This is a genomic window from Mesorhizobium sp. M0598 (genome assembly GCF_040320865.1).
Taxonomy (GTDB): Bacteria; Pseudomonadota; Alphaproteobacteria; order Rhizobiales; family Rhizobiaceae; genus Mesorhizobium.
In genome coordinates this window covers 1-17,523 of sequence record NZ_JAMYQL010000022.1, presented here as the reverse complement: position 1 = coordinate 17,523, position 17,523 = coordinate 1, and the positions used below count along the sequence as shown (strand labels likewise).

The following is a 17,523-nucleotide window of genomic DNA, read 5'->3' as shown; positions in this document are numbered from 1 at the left end:
TCTACGCCCGGCAGCCCTGCAGCACCGTCAGCCTGGCCTTCTTGGGCGTTCGCGCCACCAGCCATTCGCGCACGCTGTTCGGCGGCATCGGGAAAGCGATGGAATAGCCTTGCACCTGGTCGCAGCCGATCGCCATCAGCGAGTCGAGCTCGGCTTCGGTTTCAGCGCCCTCGGCAACGATCGAGATGCCGAGACCGCGGGCGAGTTCTGTGAGGGCACGCACGATCTTGGTGTTGCCGCTGTTCTCGTTGATGTTCTGGACGAAACGGCGGTCGATCTTCAGCCGATCGATCTCGTTTGGATTGACATGGCTGAGCGATGCGTAGCCGGTGCCGAAATCATCGAGCTCAAGATGGATGCCGGCGGCGCGAATGTGCCGCAGCTTTGCCGCGATACCGGTCTTCTCGTCGTCGAGGATGACGGATTCGACGATCTCCAGCGACAGTTTGTGCGCTGGCAGGCCAGCCCTCTCCAGCATGTCGAACAGGAAGACTTCGAAATCTGTCTCGCGCAGCTCCGAGCCGGATACATTGACGGCGATCCGCCCGAAGGCGATGCCTGCGCGGTTCCATTCGGCTGCTTCGTCGATCGCCTTGGCAATGACGATGCGGCCGATCTCGGGCATGAGACCGCATTTTTCCGCGATCGGAATGAACTCGCCCGGCGCGATCATGCCGCGCTCGGCATGTCTCCAGCGAACCAGAGCCTCGATGCCGCTGATGCCGCCGTCCGACAGCGAGACTTGCGGCTGGAAATAGACTTCGAACGCCTTCTCCGAGATGGAGGTCCTGATGTCGAGCTCAAGCTGCTTGCGATAATCGAGTTCGTGCCTCAGCTCCTCGGAGAAGAACGACAAGCTGCCGCCGCCCTGCTTCTTGGCGGAATACAGCGCCAGATCGGCATGGACGAGCAGATCCTGCGCATTGTCGGCGTCGACAGGGTAGACCGCAATCCCGGCACTTACGCCCGGATGGATTGTCGTGCCTCGAAAGACGATCGGCTTGTTGAGCTTGGTCAGGATGCGCCGGGCGACGGTATCTATGTCCTCGGTGCTGCCGGCATCGTTGAGAATCATGACGAATTCATCGCCGCCGAGCCGCACGTTGAGATCCGACGTACGGCACGAATCACGCATGCGCTGCGCAGCCGCCACCAGCACATAATCGCCGGCGGCGTGGCCGAACGTGTCGTTGATCTGCTTGAACCGGTCGAGATCGAACTGCACCACGGCAACCCGTTCACGCCGTCGCTGCGCGGCATTGATCAGCGTATCGAAATGCTCGGTCAGGAAGGTGCGGTTGTGCAGGCCGGTCAGCCCGTCATGCACGGCAATAAAGGCCATGGAATTGCGCGCATCGACCAGCTCGCGCGTCCTGCGCAGGATGGCATTCGACATTGGCCTGAAAATGAAAAGCGCCACCAGCACGATGACGCCGATGGTCGAGTAGAACAATGTGCGGTTAAGATCGAGAAGTGTTTCGGATCGCTGGTCTGCAAAGGCGCTGATGCGCTGGCCAAGTGCGGCATAGCCCGACAATGTTGCGTTGGCAACGGAAGCGTTCAGGTTGACGCGCTCCTCTCCGCCTTTGTAGCCACCATTGCCGGACATGTTGAGCCGCGATTCGAATGACGAGATCAGGCGTTCGCCGTTGGCGATAAGCCCGACCGAGAAATAGTCGAGATGATACGGCTTGGCGAAAAGCACGCTCTCGATCGATTTCGGATCGAACCTTGCCGGCGACGCCGGATCGGCGGCGGTCCGTTCGAGCAGCAGATCGTAGTTCTTCTCGAACTCCACCGTCGCTTGCTTGAGCGCGGTAACCAGGGCGCGCTGTTGATCGCGCTGGGCGCTGCCTGTCGCGCCGGCGAGGAAGACGATGCGCTGCGACAGGGCTTTCTGTGTGCTGACGATATCGAGCAGCGCCTGATTGTGCCGTTGGGTAGACATCACCTGTTGCAGCAGGATGAAGGAGGCCACGACCATGGCGGCTATGATCAGCAGAGCCAGCCAGTAGCCGGATTTGATCAGGAGTATGAGCCTGCCCGAAACGGCGTGCACCGGCTGCTGCGACATTTTCTGAGGCGGCCCTCTCGCCAACGAATTCTTGTGCGATAACCTTTGGCTCCAAAGTGTTAACAGGTTTGGGACGGCAACAGGCCGGCGGCGGCGACCGTGGCGGGAAACCCCCAAAGTGGTTATTGCAATCTTTCACGGCGCCTCCGCATTTGAACATCGTGGCCTCTGCCGTGCCATTGCCGCCACCGAAGCGGTCGCTTTTGCGATGGATTTTTCGTCCGCGCGGCGCGACAGTCCTCGTCGATCTCAACAGGGCCTGATCATGACCGAAGCATTCCTTTCCCACATCGACAGCGAGCTTGAAGGACTGAAATCGGCCGGCCTTTACAAATCCGAACGGGTGATAACCTCGACCCAATCGGCCGAGATCGAGGTCGGCGGCGAGAAGGTGCTGAATTTCTGCGCCAATAATTATCTCGGCCTCGCCGACAGCGCCGAACTGCGCGAGGCGGCCAAGCAGGCGCTCGACCGTTACGGCTACGGCATGGCGTCGGTGCGCTTCATCTGCGGCACGCAGGAAGAACACAAGCAGCTCGAGGCGACCATTTCTGACTTCCTCGGCATGGAGGATACGATCCTCTACGGCTCCTGTTTCGACGCCAATGGCGGCCTGTTCGAGACGCTGCTCGGCGAGGAGGATGCGGTCATCTCCGATGCGCTGAACCACGCCTCGATCATCGACGGCGTGCGGCTGTCGAAGGCAAAGCGCTTCCGCTACGCCAACAACGACATGGCCGATCTGGAGGCGCGGTTGAAAGAGGCGAGCGACTGCCGGTTCCGGCTGATCGCCACCGACGGCGTGTTCTCGATGGATGGCATCATCGCCAATCTGAAGGGCGTCTGCGACCTCGCCGACCAATACGATGCGATGGTCATGGTCGACGACAGCCATGCTGTTGGCTTCGTCGGCAGGAACGGCCGTGGCTCGGCCGAACATTGTGGCGTCGAGGGCAGGGTGGACCTCATCACCGGCACGCTCGGCAAGGCATTGGGCGGCGCGTCGGGCGGCTACACATCGGGCAGGAAGCAGGTGGTCGACTGGCTGCGCCAGCGCTCGCGCCCCTATCTGTTCTCCAATACGCTGATGCCGGCGATCGCTGGCGCTTCGATCCGGGTCTTCGAGATGATCCGCAATGGCGATGCGTTGCGCCAGCGCCTATATGCCAATGCGGCGCGGTTTCGCTCCGAGATGGGCAAGCTCGGTTTTACTCTGGCCGGCGCCGACCATCCGATCATCCCGGTGATGCTGGGCGACGCGACGCTGGCGCAGGAAATGGCGGCGCGGATGCTGAAGCGCGGTATCTATGTCATCGGCTTCTCGTTCCCGGTGGTGCCGAAGGGCCAGGCGCGCATCCGCACGCAGATGTCGGCCGCCCATTCCAGCGCTGACATCGATCGTGCGGTTGAGGCGTTCGCCGCAGTCGGTCGCGAACTCGGCGTGATTTCCTGAACGGCCGGAACCGAAAAGCGATTCCGGATCAAGAGATTCAAGCGACTAAGTTCAGGCGACTGAGGTTCAGGCGACTAAGGTTCAGGGGACAAGAGAATGTCAAACATGATGAAGGCGCTGGTCAAGGCCAAGGCCGAGCCGGGCATCTGGATGGAAGAAGTGCCGGTGCCCGAGATCGGCCCCAACGACGTGCTGATCAAGATCAGCAAGACGGCGATCTGCGGCACCGACGTCCACATCTACAATTGGGACCAGTGGGCGCAAAAGACCGTGCCGGTGCCGATGGTGACCGGCCACGAATTCGTCGGAACCGTCGCCGATTTCGGCACGGCGGTGACCGAGTACAAACTCGGCCAGCGCGTTTCCGGAGAAGGCCATATCGTCTGCGGCCATTGCCGCAACTGCCGGGCGGGCAGGGGGCATCTGTGCCGCAACACGCTCGGCGTCGGCGTCAACCGGCCGGGCGCCTTTGGCGAATACCTGGCGATCCCGCAGCACAATGTCGTGCCCATCCCCGACGATGTGCCGGACGAGATCGCCGCCATCTTCGATCCCCTGGGCAATGCCGTCCACACGGCCTTGTCTTTCGATCTGGTCGGCGAGGACGTGCTGGTCACCGGCGCCGGGCCGATCGGCATCATGGGCGCACTCGTTGCCCAATGTGTGGGTGCGCGAAAGGTCGTCATCACCGACATCAATCCGGTGCGGCTAGCTCTGGCGAAAAAGCTCGGCGTCCAGCATGTCGTCGATGCGTCGAAGGAAAAGCTGCGCGACGTGATGCCGGCGCTCGGCATGACCGAGGGTTTTGACGTCGGCCTCGAAATGTCGGGCGCAGCCCCTGCCTTCCGCGACATGATCGACACCATGAACAATGGCGGCAAGATCGCCATTCTCGGCATTGCGCCGACCGGCTTCGAGATCGACTGGAACAAGGTCATCTTCAAGATGCTGCACCTGAAAGGCATCTACGGCCGCGAAATGTTCGAGACCTGGTACAAGATGATCGCGCTGGTGCAGGGTCCTCTCGATGTGTCGGGGCTAATCACGCACCGGATCGGCATCGACGATTACATTTCCGGTTTCGAAGCGATGAAGAGCGGCAATTCCGGCAAGGTGGTGATGGATTGGTGAGGCATATAGGGGTGCAAGATGGCGGATAATGAGCACGGTCGCATCATTGCCTCGCAGGCAAAGATCGTACTGCAGCCCGCCGGATTTCAACGCAAAGGGAAGTCTCGAATCTGGATCGCCGATCGCGGCTTCTGGCTAAGTGTAGTCGAGTTCCAGCCCAGCTCTTGGTCCAAAGGCACTTACCTTAACGTAGCAGTCCACTGGCTCTGGGGTTCGCTCCCTGAAACAGTTACCTTCGATCGTCCTCAGCGCATTGGACAGTTCGTTCCGTTCGAGAGCCCGGCACAGTTTCTGCTCGCGGTTGATCAAATGGCCAAGAAGGCCGTCGAAATCGATCAGGTTCACCGATCAATGTTCCCTTCCGTGCAGGCGACAGCGACAATCCTCGTGAATGAATTGCAGCCGGGCGCCTACGGCGAGTGGGCGGCCTTCCACGCCGGGGTGGCGGCCGGTTTGGCTGGTGATTTTGAATCGGCAAGGCGGCTGTTTGAAAGCGTTCGAAGACACGCGGTTTCGCAGGCACAGGCGCTCCTGGCCTACATCGATGATCCGGTAGAATTTCGAAGCCATGTCAAAGGCATCATTGAAGCCGAACGCGCCTATTACGGTTTAGGAGCGTTGCCTGCCGCGGTAGCCATCTGATTTCTGCGACGGTCGAACCTATGGAGGATTTCAACCCAGGGTGAGTTTTGCCTCCAGCGCCGCTACCCCACTGACAATCGCCGCCCGCTCTTCCGCACCAAGCCTCTCCAGCAGCTCCCGCTCGAACTCCTTCGCCAGCGGCACCATTTCGCGATAGGCAGTAACGCCAGCCTTGGTCAGCGCCAGATGCTCGACACGGCGGTCCTTTTCGTCTGGCGTCCGGACGAGCCAGCGGCGCCGCTCGAGTTCGGCGACCGCGCGCGAAACCTTGGTCTTGTGCATCGCCGACTGCTCGCCGAGCGCCGTCGCCGTCATCGTGCCGTGCTGTCCAAGTCCGGCGAGCGTGCGCCATTCGGGCCGGGTCAGGCCGTGGCGGTCCTTGTATATCCTTGAGAATTCGCGGCTGACGGCATCGGCGAGCCGATAGAGCCGGTAAGGCAGGAAGGATTCCAGCTCGAGGATTTCCATGGTTGGTCTTGATTGAGCAGGCTGGCGGCTCATGCCGAAATCACCGTTGATGGTTACATTTTCAATGGTTACAAATGAAACCAGTCTGGTCAACTCAGAGCTTCCCTTCGGACGCTCCGGGACTATGAATTCGGGAGGATTCCATGGCCTATTCCTACATGCCGGGTTTCGGCAATGACTTCGAGACCGAGACTTTGCCGGGCTCGCTGCCGCAAGGCCGAAACTCGCCGCAGCGGCCGGCCTACGGCCTCTATGCCGAGCAGCTTTCGGGCTCTCCATTCACCGCGCCGCGCGGCACCAATGAGCGCTCCTGGCTTTATCGGATAAGGCCGAGCGTGAGGCACACCGGTCGCTTCAAAGCGGCGAATTATCCGCTTTGGAAAAGCGCGCCGAACGTCGGCGACCATCAGCTCGCACTCAGCCAGTATCGCTGGAGCCCGGTGCCGATGCCGAAGGAGCCGACCGATTTCATCGCCGGCATGCGCTCGATCACCACCGCCGGCGACGTGCTCGGCCAGACCGGCATGGCGGCACATGTCTATGTCGCCAACCGTTCGATGGCCGACGATCATTTCTTCAACGCCGACGGCGAGTTGCTGGTCGTACCGCAGGTTGGAGCCTTGCGCTTCGTCACCGAGATGGGTGTTATCGAACTCAGGCCGGGCGAGATTGCCGTGCTCCCGCGTGGTCTGGTGTTCAAGGTCGAACTGGTCGATCCGCAAGTGCGCGGCTATGTCTGCGAGAATTACGGCGCCAAGCTGACGCTGCCGGATCGCGGTCCGATCGGCGCCAACTGCCTGGCCAATCCGCGCGATTTCAAGACGCCCTGTGCCTGGTTCGAGGACAAGGACACGCCGTGCCGGCTGATCGCGAAATGGTGTGGCCAGTTCCATGTCACCGAGATCGACCATTCGCCGCTGGATGTGGTGGCGTGGCACGGCAATTATTCGCCCTACAAGTATGATCTTGCGACCTTTTCGCCGGTCGGTGCGATCCTGTTCGACCATCCCGATCCGTCGATATTCACCGTGCTGACCGCGCCGAGCGGCGAGGAAGGCACCGCCAATATCGATTTCGTCATCTTCCCGCCGCGCTGGCTTGTGGCGGAAAACACTTTCCGGCCGCCCTGGTATCACCGCAACATCATGAGCGAGTTCATGGGCCTGATTCATGGTCAGTACGATGCCAAGGAAGAGGGCTTCGTGCCCGGCGGCATCAGCCTGCACAACATGATGCTGGCTCACGGACCCGATGCGTCTGGCTTCGAAAAAGCCTCGCGAGCGGAGCTAAAACCGGTCAAGCTCGACAACACCATGGCCTTCATGTTCGAGACACGCTTTCCGCAAATGGTGACCCGCTATGGCGCCGAGCTCGAAACCCGGCAGGACAACTACATCGACTGCTGGGCCGACCTGAAGAAACGCTTCAACGGGACGCCAGAGGGCGACTGGTCTTGAGCGCCGTCGCATGACGGATCGTCTGGTGCTTCTGGGTTCGAAGGGTGGCCCGGCGCTGCGGCCGGGCGGGCCGTGGCCGAGTTCGTCACTGCTGGAGATTGGCGGCCGCACCCTCGTCGTCGATTGCGGGCTCGGCGTGACGCGCGGGCTGACCGATGCCCGTGTCAGCCTGAAGGCGCTCGACCTGATCTTCATCACGCATTTGCATTCCGACCATGTGCTGGAACTCGGACCGTTGATCCACACCGCATGGACGGCCGGCCTGGCAACAAAGGTCGCCGTGTTCGGCCCGCCCGGCACCGGCTACTATTGGCAGCGCTTTTGCCAGGCGATGGAGTTCGACATCGAGATCCGCATCGCCGATGAAGGGCGGCCGGATCTCCGCGACCTGGTTTCGATCGTCGAGTTTGGTGAAGGCCAGGTGGCGGAAGAGCGCGGTCTCAAAATATCGGCGCTGCGTGTCAACCACCCGCCGGTGACGGATTGCTTTGCGCTGCGCTTCGATCATGCGGGGCAAGGCATCGTCTTTTCGTCGGATACGGCGTTCTTTCCGCCATTGGCGGATTTCGCCGAGGGCGCCGACGTCCTGGTCCACGAGGCCATGCTGGAAGAGGGTATCGAGCGGCTGGTCGCGAAGACCGGCAACGGCGCAAGGCTGAGGGAACACCTGCTTGCCAGCCACAGCTTTGCCGAGGAAGCGGGCCGCATCGCCACCGATGCAGGCGTCAAAAGGCTAGTCGTCAACCACCTCATTCCGGCCGACGATCCGGAGATCGGCGAGGCCGACTGGATCGCCGCCGTCAGGAAAACATGGGCCGGCGACTTGACGATCGCCCGCGACGGCCTTGTTGTGGGGCTGGAGCATGATCCCGAAAAGTGGGAACCGGTTTTCGGAAGAGATCATGCGTAGAACAAAAAATCAAAGCAGCGCCAAAGCTGCGCCAGGAGAGGAAACCGCATGAAGCTTGCCACATTGAAGGACGGGACGCGCGACGGAAAGCTCGTCGTCGTCTCGCGCGACCTGACGCGGTTTACCGACGCTTCGTTCCTGGTGCGGACGCTGCAGGCCGCGCTCGACGACTGGCATCGCATCGCGCCGCATCTCGCTGCGATGGCCGAATCGCTCGAGAATAATGCGGTGCCGTCTGCCCGCTTTCACGAACATGACGCCCTTTCGCCGCTGCCGCGCGCCTACCAATGGGCCGATGGCTCGGCCTATGTGAACCACGTCGAGCTGGTGCGAAAGGCGCGCGGCGCCGAGATGCCGCCAAGTTTCTGGACCGATCCGCTGATCTACCAGGGCGGCTCGGACGCTTTCCTCGCACCGCGCGACCCGATCCGCATGGTCGACGACGTCCTTGGCATCGACATGGAAGGCGAGGTCGCCGTCATCGTCGACGATGTGCCGATGGGCGCAAGCCTCGATGAGGCGCGGGCGGCGATCCGGCTGGTCATGCTGGTCAACGATGTAACGCTGCGCGGCCTGACCGGACCCGAGCTCGCCAAGGGGTTCGGTTTCTACCAGTCGAAACCGTCATCGGCCTTTTCGCCGGTTGCGGTGACGCCGGACGAGCTGGGCGATGCCTGGGACGGCGGCAAGGTCAGCCTGCCGCTGCTGGTCGATCTCAACGGCAAACCGTTCGGCCGGGCGAACGCCGGCATCGACATGACGTTCGACTTTCCGGCGCTGATTGTTCACGCCGCAAAAACGCGGCCGCTGGCCGCCGGCACGATCGTCGGTTCGGGCACCGTCTCCAACAAGCTCGACGGCCTGCCTGGGAGGCCGGTATCGGCGGGGGGCGCCGGCTACTCCTGCATCGCCGAGTTGCGCATGATCGAGACCATCGAAACCGGCGAACCGAAAACGCCGTTCCTGTGCTTTGGCGATAGCGTGCGCATCGAGATGAAGGACAGGGGCGGGCATTCGATCTTCGGCGCCATCGAGCAGAAGGTCGAGAAGTACGAGGGGGCAAGAGAATGACGGGCGAGACATTCTACCTGCTGTGCGGTGTCTGGGCCCTTGTCATGCTGGCGATCTTCATCCAGGCGATCCGGCTGAGCTATCGCATCGAGGCGCGCTCGCCCGGCCTGACCAACCGCAGCGGCCTGCCGCGCAAGGCGATGATGTTTCACACCGTCACCAACACGAACGTCGCGCTGGACCAGGAAACGCAAGGCATGCGGCGGCGCATGATCGGGCTGCTGCTGATTGTTTTGGCTGGATTCCTGCTAATGTGGGCAGGCTTGTCTTTGGTCCGGTCACCGGCGTGATCTAGCTCAATCGTTCCTAACGCTGGTGGACCCCAAGATGCCTTACACCGCTACTTACCTTTGGATTGTGGGAATTTCTGGCATCGCTGCTGCCTGGCTTTTGATTTCGGCCATCCGGGTCTGCCGTCAGGTCGAGGATCGATCTGAAGGACTTCGTAACTTCAGTAGCGTGGCGCATCGGCCGAAGTTTGCTAACGTCGTTATGAATCGGGATGTTGCGAGCGATGTTGAAACGCAAGCGCTGCGCCGCGGTATGATCGCTCGTCTGCTAGCCATAGGTGCTATCGGTATCGCTGTGAATTTGATTGCCTGGGCTGGTGTGTAACATGGACCTGCTGAACCATTTCCGCCGCATGGCAGCCAACAATCTCTGGTCGAACGACCGGCTCTACCGTGCCGTGCTGCAGCTTGAGCCCGGCGAATTCGAGGCTGAAAGGATAAGCTTCTTCCCCTCGATCAAGGCAACGCTCAATCACATCCTGGCGGTCGATCACCTCTATCTCGACTTTCTCGAAGAAGGCGGCGTCGGCGCCGCGGCCTATGATGAGTTCTTGTTCTTCGACGAAGCGGACGCGCTCTTTGGCAAGCGGACGGAGGCCGACCGGCGGCTGATCGCTTTTTGCGACCGCCTTTCGGCCGACGACCTCGATCGCCGCGTCGTCACCGACCGGCGCGAGGACGGCATGATACCGGAGCGGATCGGCGATTTGCTCGCCCATCTCTTCATCCACGACATCCATCATCGCGGCCAGGTGCACGCGATGCTGTCCGGCACCTCGGTGAAACCGCCGCAACTCGACGAGTTTTTCCTCGATTACGATGTGAAGTTGAGGAAAGCCGAAGTCGAGCGGCTGGAGCTGGATGATCAGGCCAACGCGACGTCGTAGGCTGAGAAATGTCGATCCGCAGTGACCACCGTCAGACCTTCAATTTGAGCCTGTGCGATGAGCAGACGGTCGAAGGGATCGCGATGATGGAACGGCAGATGCTCAAGCCTCGCTGCGTGTAGTTCATTCACACTGAGGATCGGAATGCCGTTCGATCGCAGGATTTCCACGATGTTGCCTGTGAGCGTGACTTTGCCGAGCGATTTCTTAATGGCGATCTCTGCTACCGAGACGGCGCTGACGACCACATCCTCGCCCGCAAGAAAGATGTCGCGATGGTGATCCGAAAGGCGTGAATCCGCGTTGAGTACCCAAAGCAGAATATGAGTATCCACCAGATATTGGCGGCTCATTTAATGTACTCGTCCCATTCGGGACCGAGTTCATCAAAATCATCCGGTATCCGAATTTGGCCTTTCAGGGCCCCAAAAAGGCCTTTGCTCCCGCCGGCCCGGGTGGGCGCGCTTAAGGTCGCCACCACCTCTCCATGCCGCGTCAGATGGATCTCTTCGCCGGCCTGGGCACGTTTCACCAACTCAGAGAGTTGGGCCTTCGCTTTTGCCATCGGAACATTCATGGTCAGACCTCTTATGACCAGAATTTAGGTCATAATTGATCAAACCACAAGGCACCTCGGCCGAGTTGGCTACGCTGCCTTGCCGTCCACCTTCAGCACGCCGCGCTTGATCTGGTCCTGCTCGATCGATTCGAACAAAGCGCGGAAATTGCCCTCGCCAAAACCTTCGTCGCCCTTCCTCTGGATGAACTCGAAGAAGATCGGGCCGATCACGGTTTTCGAAAAGATCTGCAGCAGGATCTTGGTCGTGCCGCCGTCGACGACGCCTTCGCCGTCGATCAGGATGCCGTGCTTTTTCATACGTTCGATCGGCTCTTCATGGCCGTTCACGCGGGCATAAGACATGTCGTAATAGGTCTCCGGCGGTCCCGGCATGAACTTCAGGCCGTTGGCGGCCAGCCTGTCGGTGGCGCCGTAGATGTCGTCGGTGCCGACGGCGATGTGCTGGATGCCCTCGCCATTATACTTCTTCAGATATTCGGCGATCTGGCTGGTCTCGTCCTTGGACTCGTTCAGCGGGATGCGGATCTTGCCGCAGGGCGAGGTGATGGCGCGGCTGACCAGGCCGGTGATCTTGCCGTCGATGTCGAAGAAATGGATCTGCTTGAAGCCGAACAGGTCTCGGTAGAAATCCCACCATTTGTCCATCTGGCCGCGATAGACATTGTGGGTCAGGTGGTCGAGATAATAGAAGCCGACGCCTTCCGGCCTGGGGTCGCGCTCGCCCAGCCAGTCGAACTCGGCGTCGTAAGCCGAGCCCTTATCGCCGTACGTTTCGATGAAATAGAGCAGCGATCCGCCGATACCGACGATCGCCGGCACATCGAGCGTCTTGTCGTTGCCTTCATAGGGCGTCGCGCCCTTGGCCACCGCGTGATCGAAGGCATGCCTTGCATCGACCACCCGCCACGCCATCGAGGCGGCGCAAGGGCCGTGCTTGTCGACGAATTTCATGGCATGCGAGCCGGGTTCGGCATTGACGACATAGTTGATGTCGCCCTGCCGCCAGACGGTGATGTCCTTGCTGCGGTGCTTGGCCACCGGCACATAGCCCATGCGGGTGAACAGTTCGGCGAGCTTTTCCGGCTCGGCATGCGCGAATTCGACGAACTCGAAGCCGTCGGTGCCGGCGGGATTGGTTTTGCTGATCTTGGCGGGCGGTGCGTCGTGCGGGAAGGGACCCATGGCATTGCTCCGAAATCTGGAACTGGCCGCGTCGGCCATCTGAACCGAATTATAGCGCGGAGCGAGTGCAAATTGCTTGCATTCAAACGCTTGAAATGGTCTGATCATGCGCGAGTTGTGCACTGCGGACCCGAAATTCATGGACGAGGCGCGCATCGACCAGTTTGACCGCAAGATAATGGCTCTGTTGCAGGGCGATGCACGGCTGACCAACAACGATCTGTCGGAACGGGTGAACCTGTCCGCGTCGCAGTGCTCGCGTCGTCGCCAGCGGCTGGAGGGGGACGGCTATATCAAGGGTTACCGGGCGGTGCTCGACCGCGACAAGCTCGGTTTTTCCCTGGTCAACGTCATCTCGGTGACGCTCGCCACCCACAACCGCGACAATGCGCGGCGCTTCGGCGAATTGGTGGCGCGGCTGCCGCAAGTGCAGGAAGCGCACGCGCTGACCGGCGAGATGGATTATATATTGAAGGTCGTGACGCCGGATCTCAAATCATTGTCGGAGTTCGTCAACGGCGTGCTGCTGCCGCACGAATCGGTGCAGCATGTGAAGACGGCGATCGTGCTGGAGACGTTGAAGGAGACCGGCGCGCTGCCGATTTGACTGTAAATCATGTCGAAGTTTCAGATCGCCGGCATCGTGCTGTTTCTAGTGGGGATTGTGCCGTTCACGATTGGTAGTCTGATCCACGCCGCGCATGAACCGAAGGCTTGGGAGTTGCGCATCATCAATCCCTGGCCTTCCTGGCCCTATGGCTGGGTCGAACTCACTCACCCGAAGGCGCGCTGGTGGTGCGGTGTCGGCTTTCCGATATGTCTTGCGGGCTTCATCGTACTTTTGGTCGCTACGATTCCGCTCGTCGATCTTGCGCTATATGTCGCTTTGCTTGTCGCTTTCTTCTGGCTGCGGCGGGTCATAGCCAGACGGCGGCATCACTAATCATCGGAACGCTCTCACCCTTCGACGGCTGGATCAACCCTTAAAGATCGGTGCAGCGGGCGCCGCACCGGCAGCAAGCGAAGACCGGGCCTTCGAGTGAAACCGGCGCGCTGCCGATTTGAGCGGCGTTCGCTGTCAATTTGATGTCTGCATTCGAAAGGTCTATGACAAAGCTGAACAACCAAGTTGTGGTCGTCCATGTCCAACTTTCAGCTTGCCGGGATTGCTCTCTTTTTTGTTGGACTGGTGCCGTGCACGATCGGCGGCCTGATCCACCTCGCAAATCATCCCAAGAGTTGGGATTCACTTCTCCTAAATACCAATTGGTCCTGGAGGTCTAAGGCTCGCATATGGGATCTCAAAGCTTATGACTGGAGCATGTTCACCTATTCGAAGTCGCGCTGGTGGTGCCTCAACGGCTGCCCAATCGGCCTCGCGGGCTTCGTCCTGCTGGTGATCAGCACGTTTCCGCTTGGCTTTCTCGCGCTATTCGTCGCTCTCAGCGTGGTTTTCTTCGGTGTGCTCAGTCTGGTCGGCGAGAAGCGCCCGTAGCACCCGCTCATCCCGGCGAGTGGATAGGGTAACGGAGGCCGTTCACCCCTTCGACTGCTTGATCAGCCCATAAAGGTTGGTGCAGCGGGCGCCGGAACGGCAATAGGCGAAGACCGGGCCATCAAGCTCATCCAGTGCCTCGGCCTGGTCCTCGACATTCTCGGCCGTGATCTGGCCGCTGATGACAGGGATGTAGCGGAAGGCGAGCCCGGCGCCCTCGACCGCCGCCTTGACGGTGTCGGCCGATGGCTGGCCGGGCTGCTCGTCGTCCGGCCGGTTGCAGATCACGCTCTTGAAGCCGGCGGCCTTGATGGTCGCGACATCCTCGGGCTGGATCTGGCCCGAGACCGAATAGTCCTCGCTGATCTGGCGGTATTCCATGGCGGTGTCCTCGCAATCTGGTTAGCGGCAGTCTTGCCACTCCCTGACCCGGTCGGCAACAGCCATTAGATAGAAATCCGGCCGGGCAATTTCAGCCCGACCGGATGGAGTGACTAGACAGCTCAGCTGCCGAGGATCGCGCCTTTGATCTGGGCGATGTTATTGTGCATCAGATCGATATAGGTCGCGGCCGGGCCGTCGGGCTGCGACAGCGCATCGGAATAGAGCGTGCCGCCCACCTTGATGCCGGTCTCGCTGGCGATCTGCTCGATCAGCCGCGGGTTGGTGATGTTCTCGACGAAGATCGCCGCCGCCTTGTCCTGTTTCACCTGGCTGACCAGCTTGGCGACGTCGGCGGCGGAGGGCTCCGACTCGGTCGACACGCCTTCCGGGGCCAGGAACGTCAAGCCGTAGGCCTGCTCGAAATAGCCGAAGGCGTCATGCGAGGTGATGACGACGCGCTTCTCCTGCGGGATCGACTGGATCGCCGCCTGCACTTCGCCCTCAAGCGCCTCGAGCTTTTGCGTATAGGCGGCTGCATTGGCCTTGTAGCTGTCGCAACCCGCAGCGTCGGCCGTGCAAAAGGCGTCGGCGATGTTCTTCACATAGATCTTGGCATTGGCGATCGACTGGAAGGCATGCGGATCGGTGACCGTCTTGCCGCCGTCGGTTTCCGCGCCTTCGGCGACATCGGCCTCGGCGAATTCGGGTTTGAAATTGATCGGCGTGACCCCCTTGGTCAGCACGGCAATCGAAGCCTTGGTGGCGCTGGCGTCGACCAGGCGCTGCAGAAAACCTTCGAAATGCAGGCCGTTGACCAGCACGATGTCGGCCTTGGCCATCGCCACCGCATCGGCGGGGCTCGGCTCGTAGACGTGGGCGTCGCCGTCCGGCCCGACGATGGTGGTCAGATCGATGCGGTCGCCGCCGACATTTTTGGCGAAATCGGCGATTATCGTGAAGCTGGCGACCACCTTCAAAGGCTCAGCAAAGGCCGAAGATGCGCCAAAGGCGGTTAATGTTATAACGCTCACGGCCAAAGCGGCGCGGATCGAATTCAGCATGGACAGTTTCTCCTTGTTGGGATCAGGCAGTTCTGTGGCGGTGATGGACGATGCGGGCGCGCAGGATGCCGCGCGTGCCGAACAGGATCGAGGCGAAATAGACGACGCCGGCGGACAGGATGATGGCCGGGCCGGAAGGCAATGACGCATGGTAGGACAACAGCAGCCCGGCAATGCAGGAGGCAAAGCCGATTACTGTGGCCAGCACGCACATCGGCTCGACGCGCGAGGTCCAGAAGCGGGCCGCCGCTGCCGGCAGCATCATCAGCCCGACCGACAGCAAGGTGCCGAGCGCCTGGAAGCCGCCGACGAGGTTGAGCACGACGAGGCCGAGAAAGATGAAATGCACTGGGCTGCCCATCCGGCTGACCGAGCGCAGGAACAAAGGGTCGAGGCATTCGGCGACCAGCGCCCGCCAGAAGATGGCGAGGCTGACCAGCGTCACCACGACGATGCCGCCGATCAGCGTCAGCGCCTCGTTGTTGAGCGCCAGCACGGTGCCGAACAGCACATGCATGAGATCGACGCTGGAGCCGCGGATCGACACCATGAGCACGCCGATGGCCAGCGAAATCAGATAAAAGGCCGCCATCGAGGCGTCCTCGCGCTGAATGGTGAAGCGCGAGACGGCGCCGGCGCCGAGCGCCACGATGATGCCGGCGATCAGTCCGCCGATCGTCATCGGCAGGATTTCCAGGCCATAGAACAGGAAGCCGGCGGCAGCACCGGGCAGGATGGCATGCGCCATGGCGTCGCCGGACAGGCTCATGCGCCGCAGCATCAGGAACACGCCGACCGGGCAGGCGCCGAGCGACAGCATCATCGAACCGGCGAGCGCCCGCTGCATGAAGGCGTAGTCGGCAAACGGAGCGACGAACAGACCGTAAAGCACCTCCATCATGCCGCCCTCGGCCCGGAGCCGTGATGATGGTCGTGGTCATGGCTGTGCTCGTGGCCACCGTGCTCGTGATCATGCTCGCCGGGCTCACACCACGGCGCGTTGTCCTCCCAGGCCTCGTGGAAGCGGCGCGCACGCAACAGATTCTCCGGCCGCAGCGTCTCTTTCGTCTCGCCCCAGGCGATCGGCTGGCGCGCCAGCAGCAGTGTTTCGGGGAAATTCTGCCGCACCAGATCGAGATCGTGGACCACCACCATGATCGTGCGCTCCTCGCCGTGCCAGCGCTTGATCAGCGCGATCAGGTCGCCGACCGTCTTGGCATCGACGGCGTTAAACGGCTCATCGAGCAGGATGAGCTCCGCATCCTGCAACAGCACGCGGGCAAACAGCGTGCGCTGCAGCTGGCCGCCCGACAGTGTGTCGATCGGGCGCTTCTCGAAGCCGCCGAGGCCGACGGCCATCAGCGCCTCGCTGACCGAGTCGCGATCTTCCCTTGTATAACGGCCGAGCATGCCACGCCGCGGCCACAGGCCAAGCGAAACCAGGTCGACGACCCGGGCCGGAAAGGAGCGGTCGAGTTCCGATTGCTGCGGCAGATAGGCGGCGCGTACGCCGGGCGCCCGGATCACCGCGCCGGCCATCGGCTTCAGGACGCCGACAATGCCCTTCATCAGCGTCGACTTGCCGGAGCCGTTGGCGCCGACGACCGCCGTCAGCGATCCCTTGCGGATCGTACCATTGAGGTGGTGGACCGCAGGATGGCTATTGTAGCCCAGCGTCAGGTCGCGGAAGGTCAGGCAGGTTTGGCTCATGTGACGATCCATGGGGCGATGATCGGTGCTGCAGGGGCGGATTCGATATGTGATGTTATTACATTAGTCAACAAGCCAACCGGGCGGAATTGCGGCCGGGCCGTCTTGTTGTGTGCTTTGGCTTGGCTCAAGAAGTTCCGCTCGAGCGGCCTTGCCCCCGGCGAACCCGGCCCCTAAACAGGCGCAGCGACAAGAGGAGAAGGAATATCCAATGAGCATTCGTCGTATCGATGTAGGCCCGCGCATGAGCCAGATCGTCATCCACGGCAACACCGTCTATCTGGCCGGTCAGGTCGGCAAGCCGGGCGGAAACGTCGGTGCCCAGACCAGGGACATTCTGGCGGCGATCGACGAATTGCTGGCCAAGGCCGGCACCGACAAGACCAAGATCCTGCAGGCGATCATCTGGCTGGCCGACATGAGCACCTTTGCCGAGATGAACGCGGAGTGGGACAAATGGGTACCGCAGGGCAACACGCCGGCCCGCGCCACCGGCGAGGCGAAGCTTGCCGGACCGGAATATCTGGTCGAGATTATTGTTACCGCAGCGATTTGAGAGGCGGCTCCTAACCCTCCCCCTCGAGGGGAGGGTCGGCGAGTAGTCGGAGCGAAGCGGAGACTGCGAGACGGGGTGGGGTCGGCGACGTTGCAACGCCCCCACCCCGCGACACAAAAATCCCCCCTGCCGCAAAATAAGTGAATATTAAACATCTCCGCTCCCACGACCC

General features: G+C 61.3%; 22 protein-coding genes. 13 read left to right on the top strand and 9 right to left on the bottom strand.

The features are described from left to right. Position 1 precedes the first annotated feature (1 nt). On the bottom strand, positions 2-2,074 hold the full coding sequence (locus NKI59_RS23510) for a putative bifunctional diguanylate cyclase/phosphodiesterase (protein ID WP_352707169.1): 2,073 nt from the start codon (positions 2,072-2,074) through the stop codon (positions 2-4). Between the two features lie 265 nt (positions 2,075-2,339). Between NKI59_RS23510 and NKI59_RS23505 the strand changes: the two genes are divergently transcribed. From NKI59_RS23505 to NKI59_RS23495, 3 genes are all read left to right on the top strand, one after another. Further along, a complete protein-coding gene (locus NKI59_RS23505; protein ID WP_352707167.1) occupies positions 2,340-3,527 on the top strand; it encodes a glycine C-acetyltransferase in 1,188 nt (395 codons plus the stop codon). Between the two features lie 96 nt (positions 3,528-3,623). After that, the gene (gene tdh / locus NKI59_RS23500) at positions 3,624-4,658 is read left to right on the top strand and encodes an L-threonine 3-dehydrogenase (RefSeq protein WP_352707165.1); all 1,035 of its coding nucleotides are present in this window, start codon (positions 3,624-3,626) and stop codon (positions 4,656-4,658) included. A gap of 18 nt (positions 4,659-4,676) precedes the next feature. After that, positions 4,677-5,300 (top strand): DUF4304 domain-containing protein, encoded by a 624-nt coding sequence (locus tag NKI59_RS23495; RefSeq protein WP_352707163.1) that lies wholly within the window; start codon positions 4,677-4,679, stop codon positions 5,298-5,300. A 30-nt stretch (positions 5,301-5,330) separates the two neighbouring features. On the opposite strand, the gene NKI59_RS23490 is transcribed toward NKI59_RS23495, so the two are convergent. Continuing rightward, positions 5,331-5,768, bottom strand: coding sequence for a MarR family winged helix-turn-helix transcriptional regulator (locus tag NKI59_RS23490; RefSeq protein WP_023674401.1), 438 nt, complete (start codon positions 5,766-5,768; stop codon positions 5,331-5,333). Between the two features lie 143 nt (positions 5,769-5,911). On the opposite strand from NKI59_RS23490, the gene hmgA reads away from it, so the two are divergent. The 6 genes from hmgA to NKI59_RS23460 are packed head-to-tail and all read left to right on the top strand — an operon-like array spanning position 5,912 to position 10,383. After that, on the top strand, positions 5,912-7,225 hold the full coding sequence (hmgA, locus tag NKI59_RS23485; RefSeq protein ID WP_352707161.1) for a homogentisate 1,2-dioxygenase: 1,314 nt from the start codon (positions 5,912-5,914) through the stop codon (positions 7,223-7,225). 10 nt (positions 7,226-7,235) lie between these two features. Beyond that, positions 7,236-8,135 carry an MBL fold metallo-hydrolase gene (locus NKI59_RS23480; RefSeq protein WP_352707159.1) on the top strand — a complete coding sequence of 300 codons (900 nt, stop codon included), beginning with the start codon at positions 7,236-7,238 and terminating at the stop codon, positions 8,133-8,135. A 48-nt stretch (positions 8,136-8,183) separates the two neighbouring features. Next, positions 8,184-9,206, top strand: coding sequence for a fumarylacetoacetate hydrolase family protein (locus NKI59_RS23475; protein WP_352707157.1), 1,023 nt, complete (start codon positions 8,184-8,186; stop codon positions 9,204-9,206). Positions 9,207-9,250: 44 nt separating this feature from the next. Continuing rightward, the gene (locus tag NKI59_RS23470; protein WP_352707154.1) at positions 9,251-9,496 is read left to right on the top strand and encodes a hypothetical protein; all 246 of its coding nucleotides are present in this window, start codon (positions 9,251-9,253) and stop codon (positions 9,494-9,496) included. Positions 9,497-9,533: 37 nt separating this feature from the next. Continuing rightward, the gene (locus NKI59_RS23465; protein WP_352703241.1) at positions 9,534-9,821 is read left to right on the top strand and encodes a hypothetical protein; all 288 of its coding nucleotides are present in this window, start codon (positions 9,534-9,536) and stop codon (positions 9,819-9,821) included. A 1-nt stretch (position 9,822) separates the two neighbouring features. Then, positions 9,823-10,383 (top strand): DinB family protein, encoded by a 561-nt coding sequence (locus NKI59_RS23460; protein WP_352707151.1) that lies wholly within the window; start codon positions 9,823-9,825, stop codon positions 10,381-10,383. Here the strand turns inward: NKI59_RS23460 and NKI59_RS23455 are convergent. From NKI59_RS23455 to hppD, 3 genes are all read right to left on the bottom strand, one after another. Next, positions 10,362-10,736 (bottom strand): type II toxin-antitoxin system VapC family toxin, encoded by a 375-nt coding sequence (locus NKI59_RS23455; RefSeq protein ID WP_023674406.1) that lies wholly within the window; start codon positions 10,734-10,736, stop codon positions 10,362-10,364. The genes NKI59_RS23460 and NKI59_RS23455 overlap by 22 nt on opposite strands. Further along, positions 10,733-10,960 (bottom strand): type II toxin-antitoxin system Phd/YefM family antitoxin, encoded by a 228-nt coding sequence (locus NKI59_RS23450; protein ID WP_023674407.1) that lies wholly within the window; start codon positions 10,958-10,960, stop codon positions 10,733-10,735. Before NKI59_RS23450 ends, NKI59_RS23455 begins: the two co-directional genes overlap by 4 nt. A gap of 69 nt (positions 10,961-11,029) precedes the next feature. Further along, positions 11,030-12,145 carry a 4-hydroxyphenylpyruvate dioxygenase gene (gene hppD / locus NKI59_RS23445; protein WP_352707148.1) on the bottom strand — a complete coding sequence of 372 codons (1,116 nt, stop codon included), beginning with the start codon at positions 12,143-12,145 and terminating at the stop codon, positions 11,030-11,032. Positions 12,146-12,284: 139 nt separating this feature from the next. On the opposite strand from hppD, the gene NKI59_RS23440 reads away from it, so the two are divergent. From NKI59_RS23440 to NKI59_RS23430, 3 genes are all read left to right on the top strand, one after another. Beyond that, positions 12,285-12,752: an Lrp/AsnC family transcriptional regulator gene (locus NKI59_RS23440; RefSeq protein ID WP_352707146.1), complete on the top strand. Its 468-nt coding sequence runs from the start codon at positions 12,285-12,287 to the stop codon at positions 12,750-12,752. A gap of 9 nt (positions 12,753-12,761) precedes the next feature. Continuing rightward, positions 12,762-13,088 (top strand): hypothetical protein, encoded by a 327-nt coding sequence (locus NKI59_RS23435; RefSeq protein WP_352707143.1) that lies wholly within the window; start codon positions 12,762-12,764, stop codon positions 13,086-13,088. A gap of 378 nt (positions 13,089-13,466) precedes the next feature. Continuing rightward, on the top strand, positions 13,467-13,640 hold the full coding sequence (locus NKI59_RS23430; protein ID WP_352707141.1) for a hypothetical protein: 174 nt from the start codon (positions 13,467-13,469) through the stop codon (positions 13,638-13,640). Between the two features lie 42 nt (positions 13,641-13,682). On the opposite strand, the gene NKI59_RS23425 is transcribed toward NKI59_RS23430, so the two are convergent. From NKI59_RS23425 to aztA, 4 genes are all read right to left on the bottom strand, one after another. After that, positions 13,683-14,021: a protein tyrosine phosphatase family protein gene (locus NKI59_RS23425; protein ID WP_352699058.1), complete on the bottom strand. Its 339-nt coding sequence runs from the start codon at positions 14,019-14,021 to the stop codon at positions 13,683-13,685. 122 nt (positions 14,022-14,143) lie between these two features. Further along, complete coding sequence (aztC, locus tag NKI59_RS23420; RefSeq protein ID WP_352707139.1) at positions 14,144-15,085, bottom strand: zinc ABC transporter substrate-binding protein AztC; 942 nt, start codon at positions 15,083-15,085, stop codon at positions 14,144-14,146. A 22-nt stretch (positions 15,086-15,107) separates the two neighbouring features. Next, positions 15,108-15,983, bottom strand: coding sequence for a zinc ABC transporter permease AztB (gene aztB / locus NKI59_RS23415; RefSeq protein WP_352457155.1), 876 nt, complete (start codon positions 15,981-15,983; stop codon positions 15,108-15,110). Further along, on the bottom strand, positions 15,983-16,795 hold the full coding sequence (aztA, locus tag NKI59_RS23410; protein ID WP_352707136.1) for a zinc ABC transporter ATP-binding protein AztA: 813 nt from the start codon (positions 16,793-16,795) through the stop codon (positions 15,983-15,985). The genes aztB and aztA overlap by 1 nt, the downstream gene beginning before the upstream one ends. Positions 16,796-17,006: 211 nt before the next feature. Between aztA and NKI59_RS23405 the strand changes: the two genes are divergently transcribed. Beyond that, a complete protein-coding gene (locus tag NKI59_RS23405; RefSeq protein WP_023674415.1) occupies positions 17,007-17,351 on the top strand; it encodes a RidA family protein in 345 nt (114 codons plus the stop codon). Positions 17,352-17,523 lie beyond the last annotated feature (172 nt).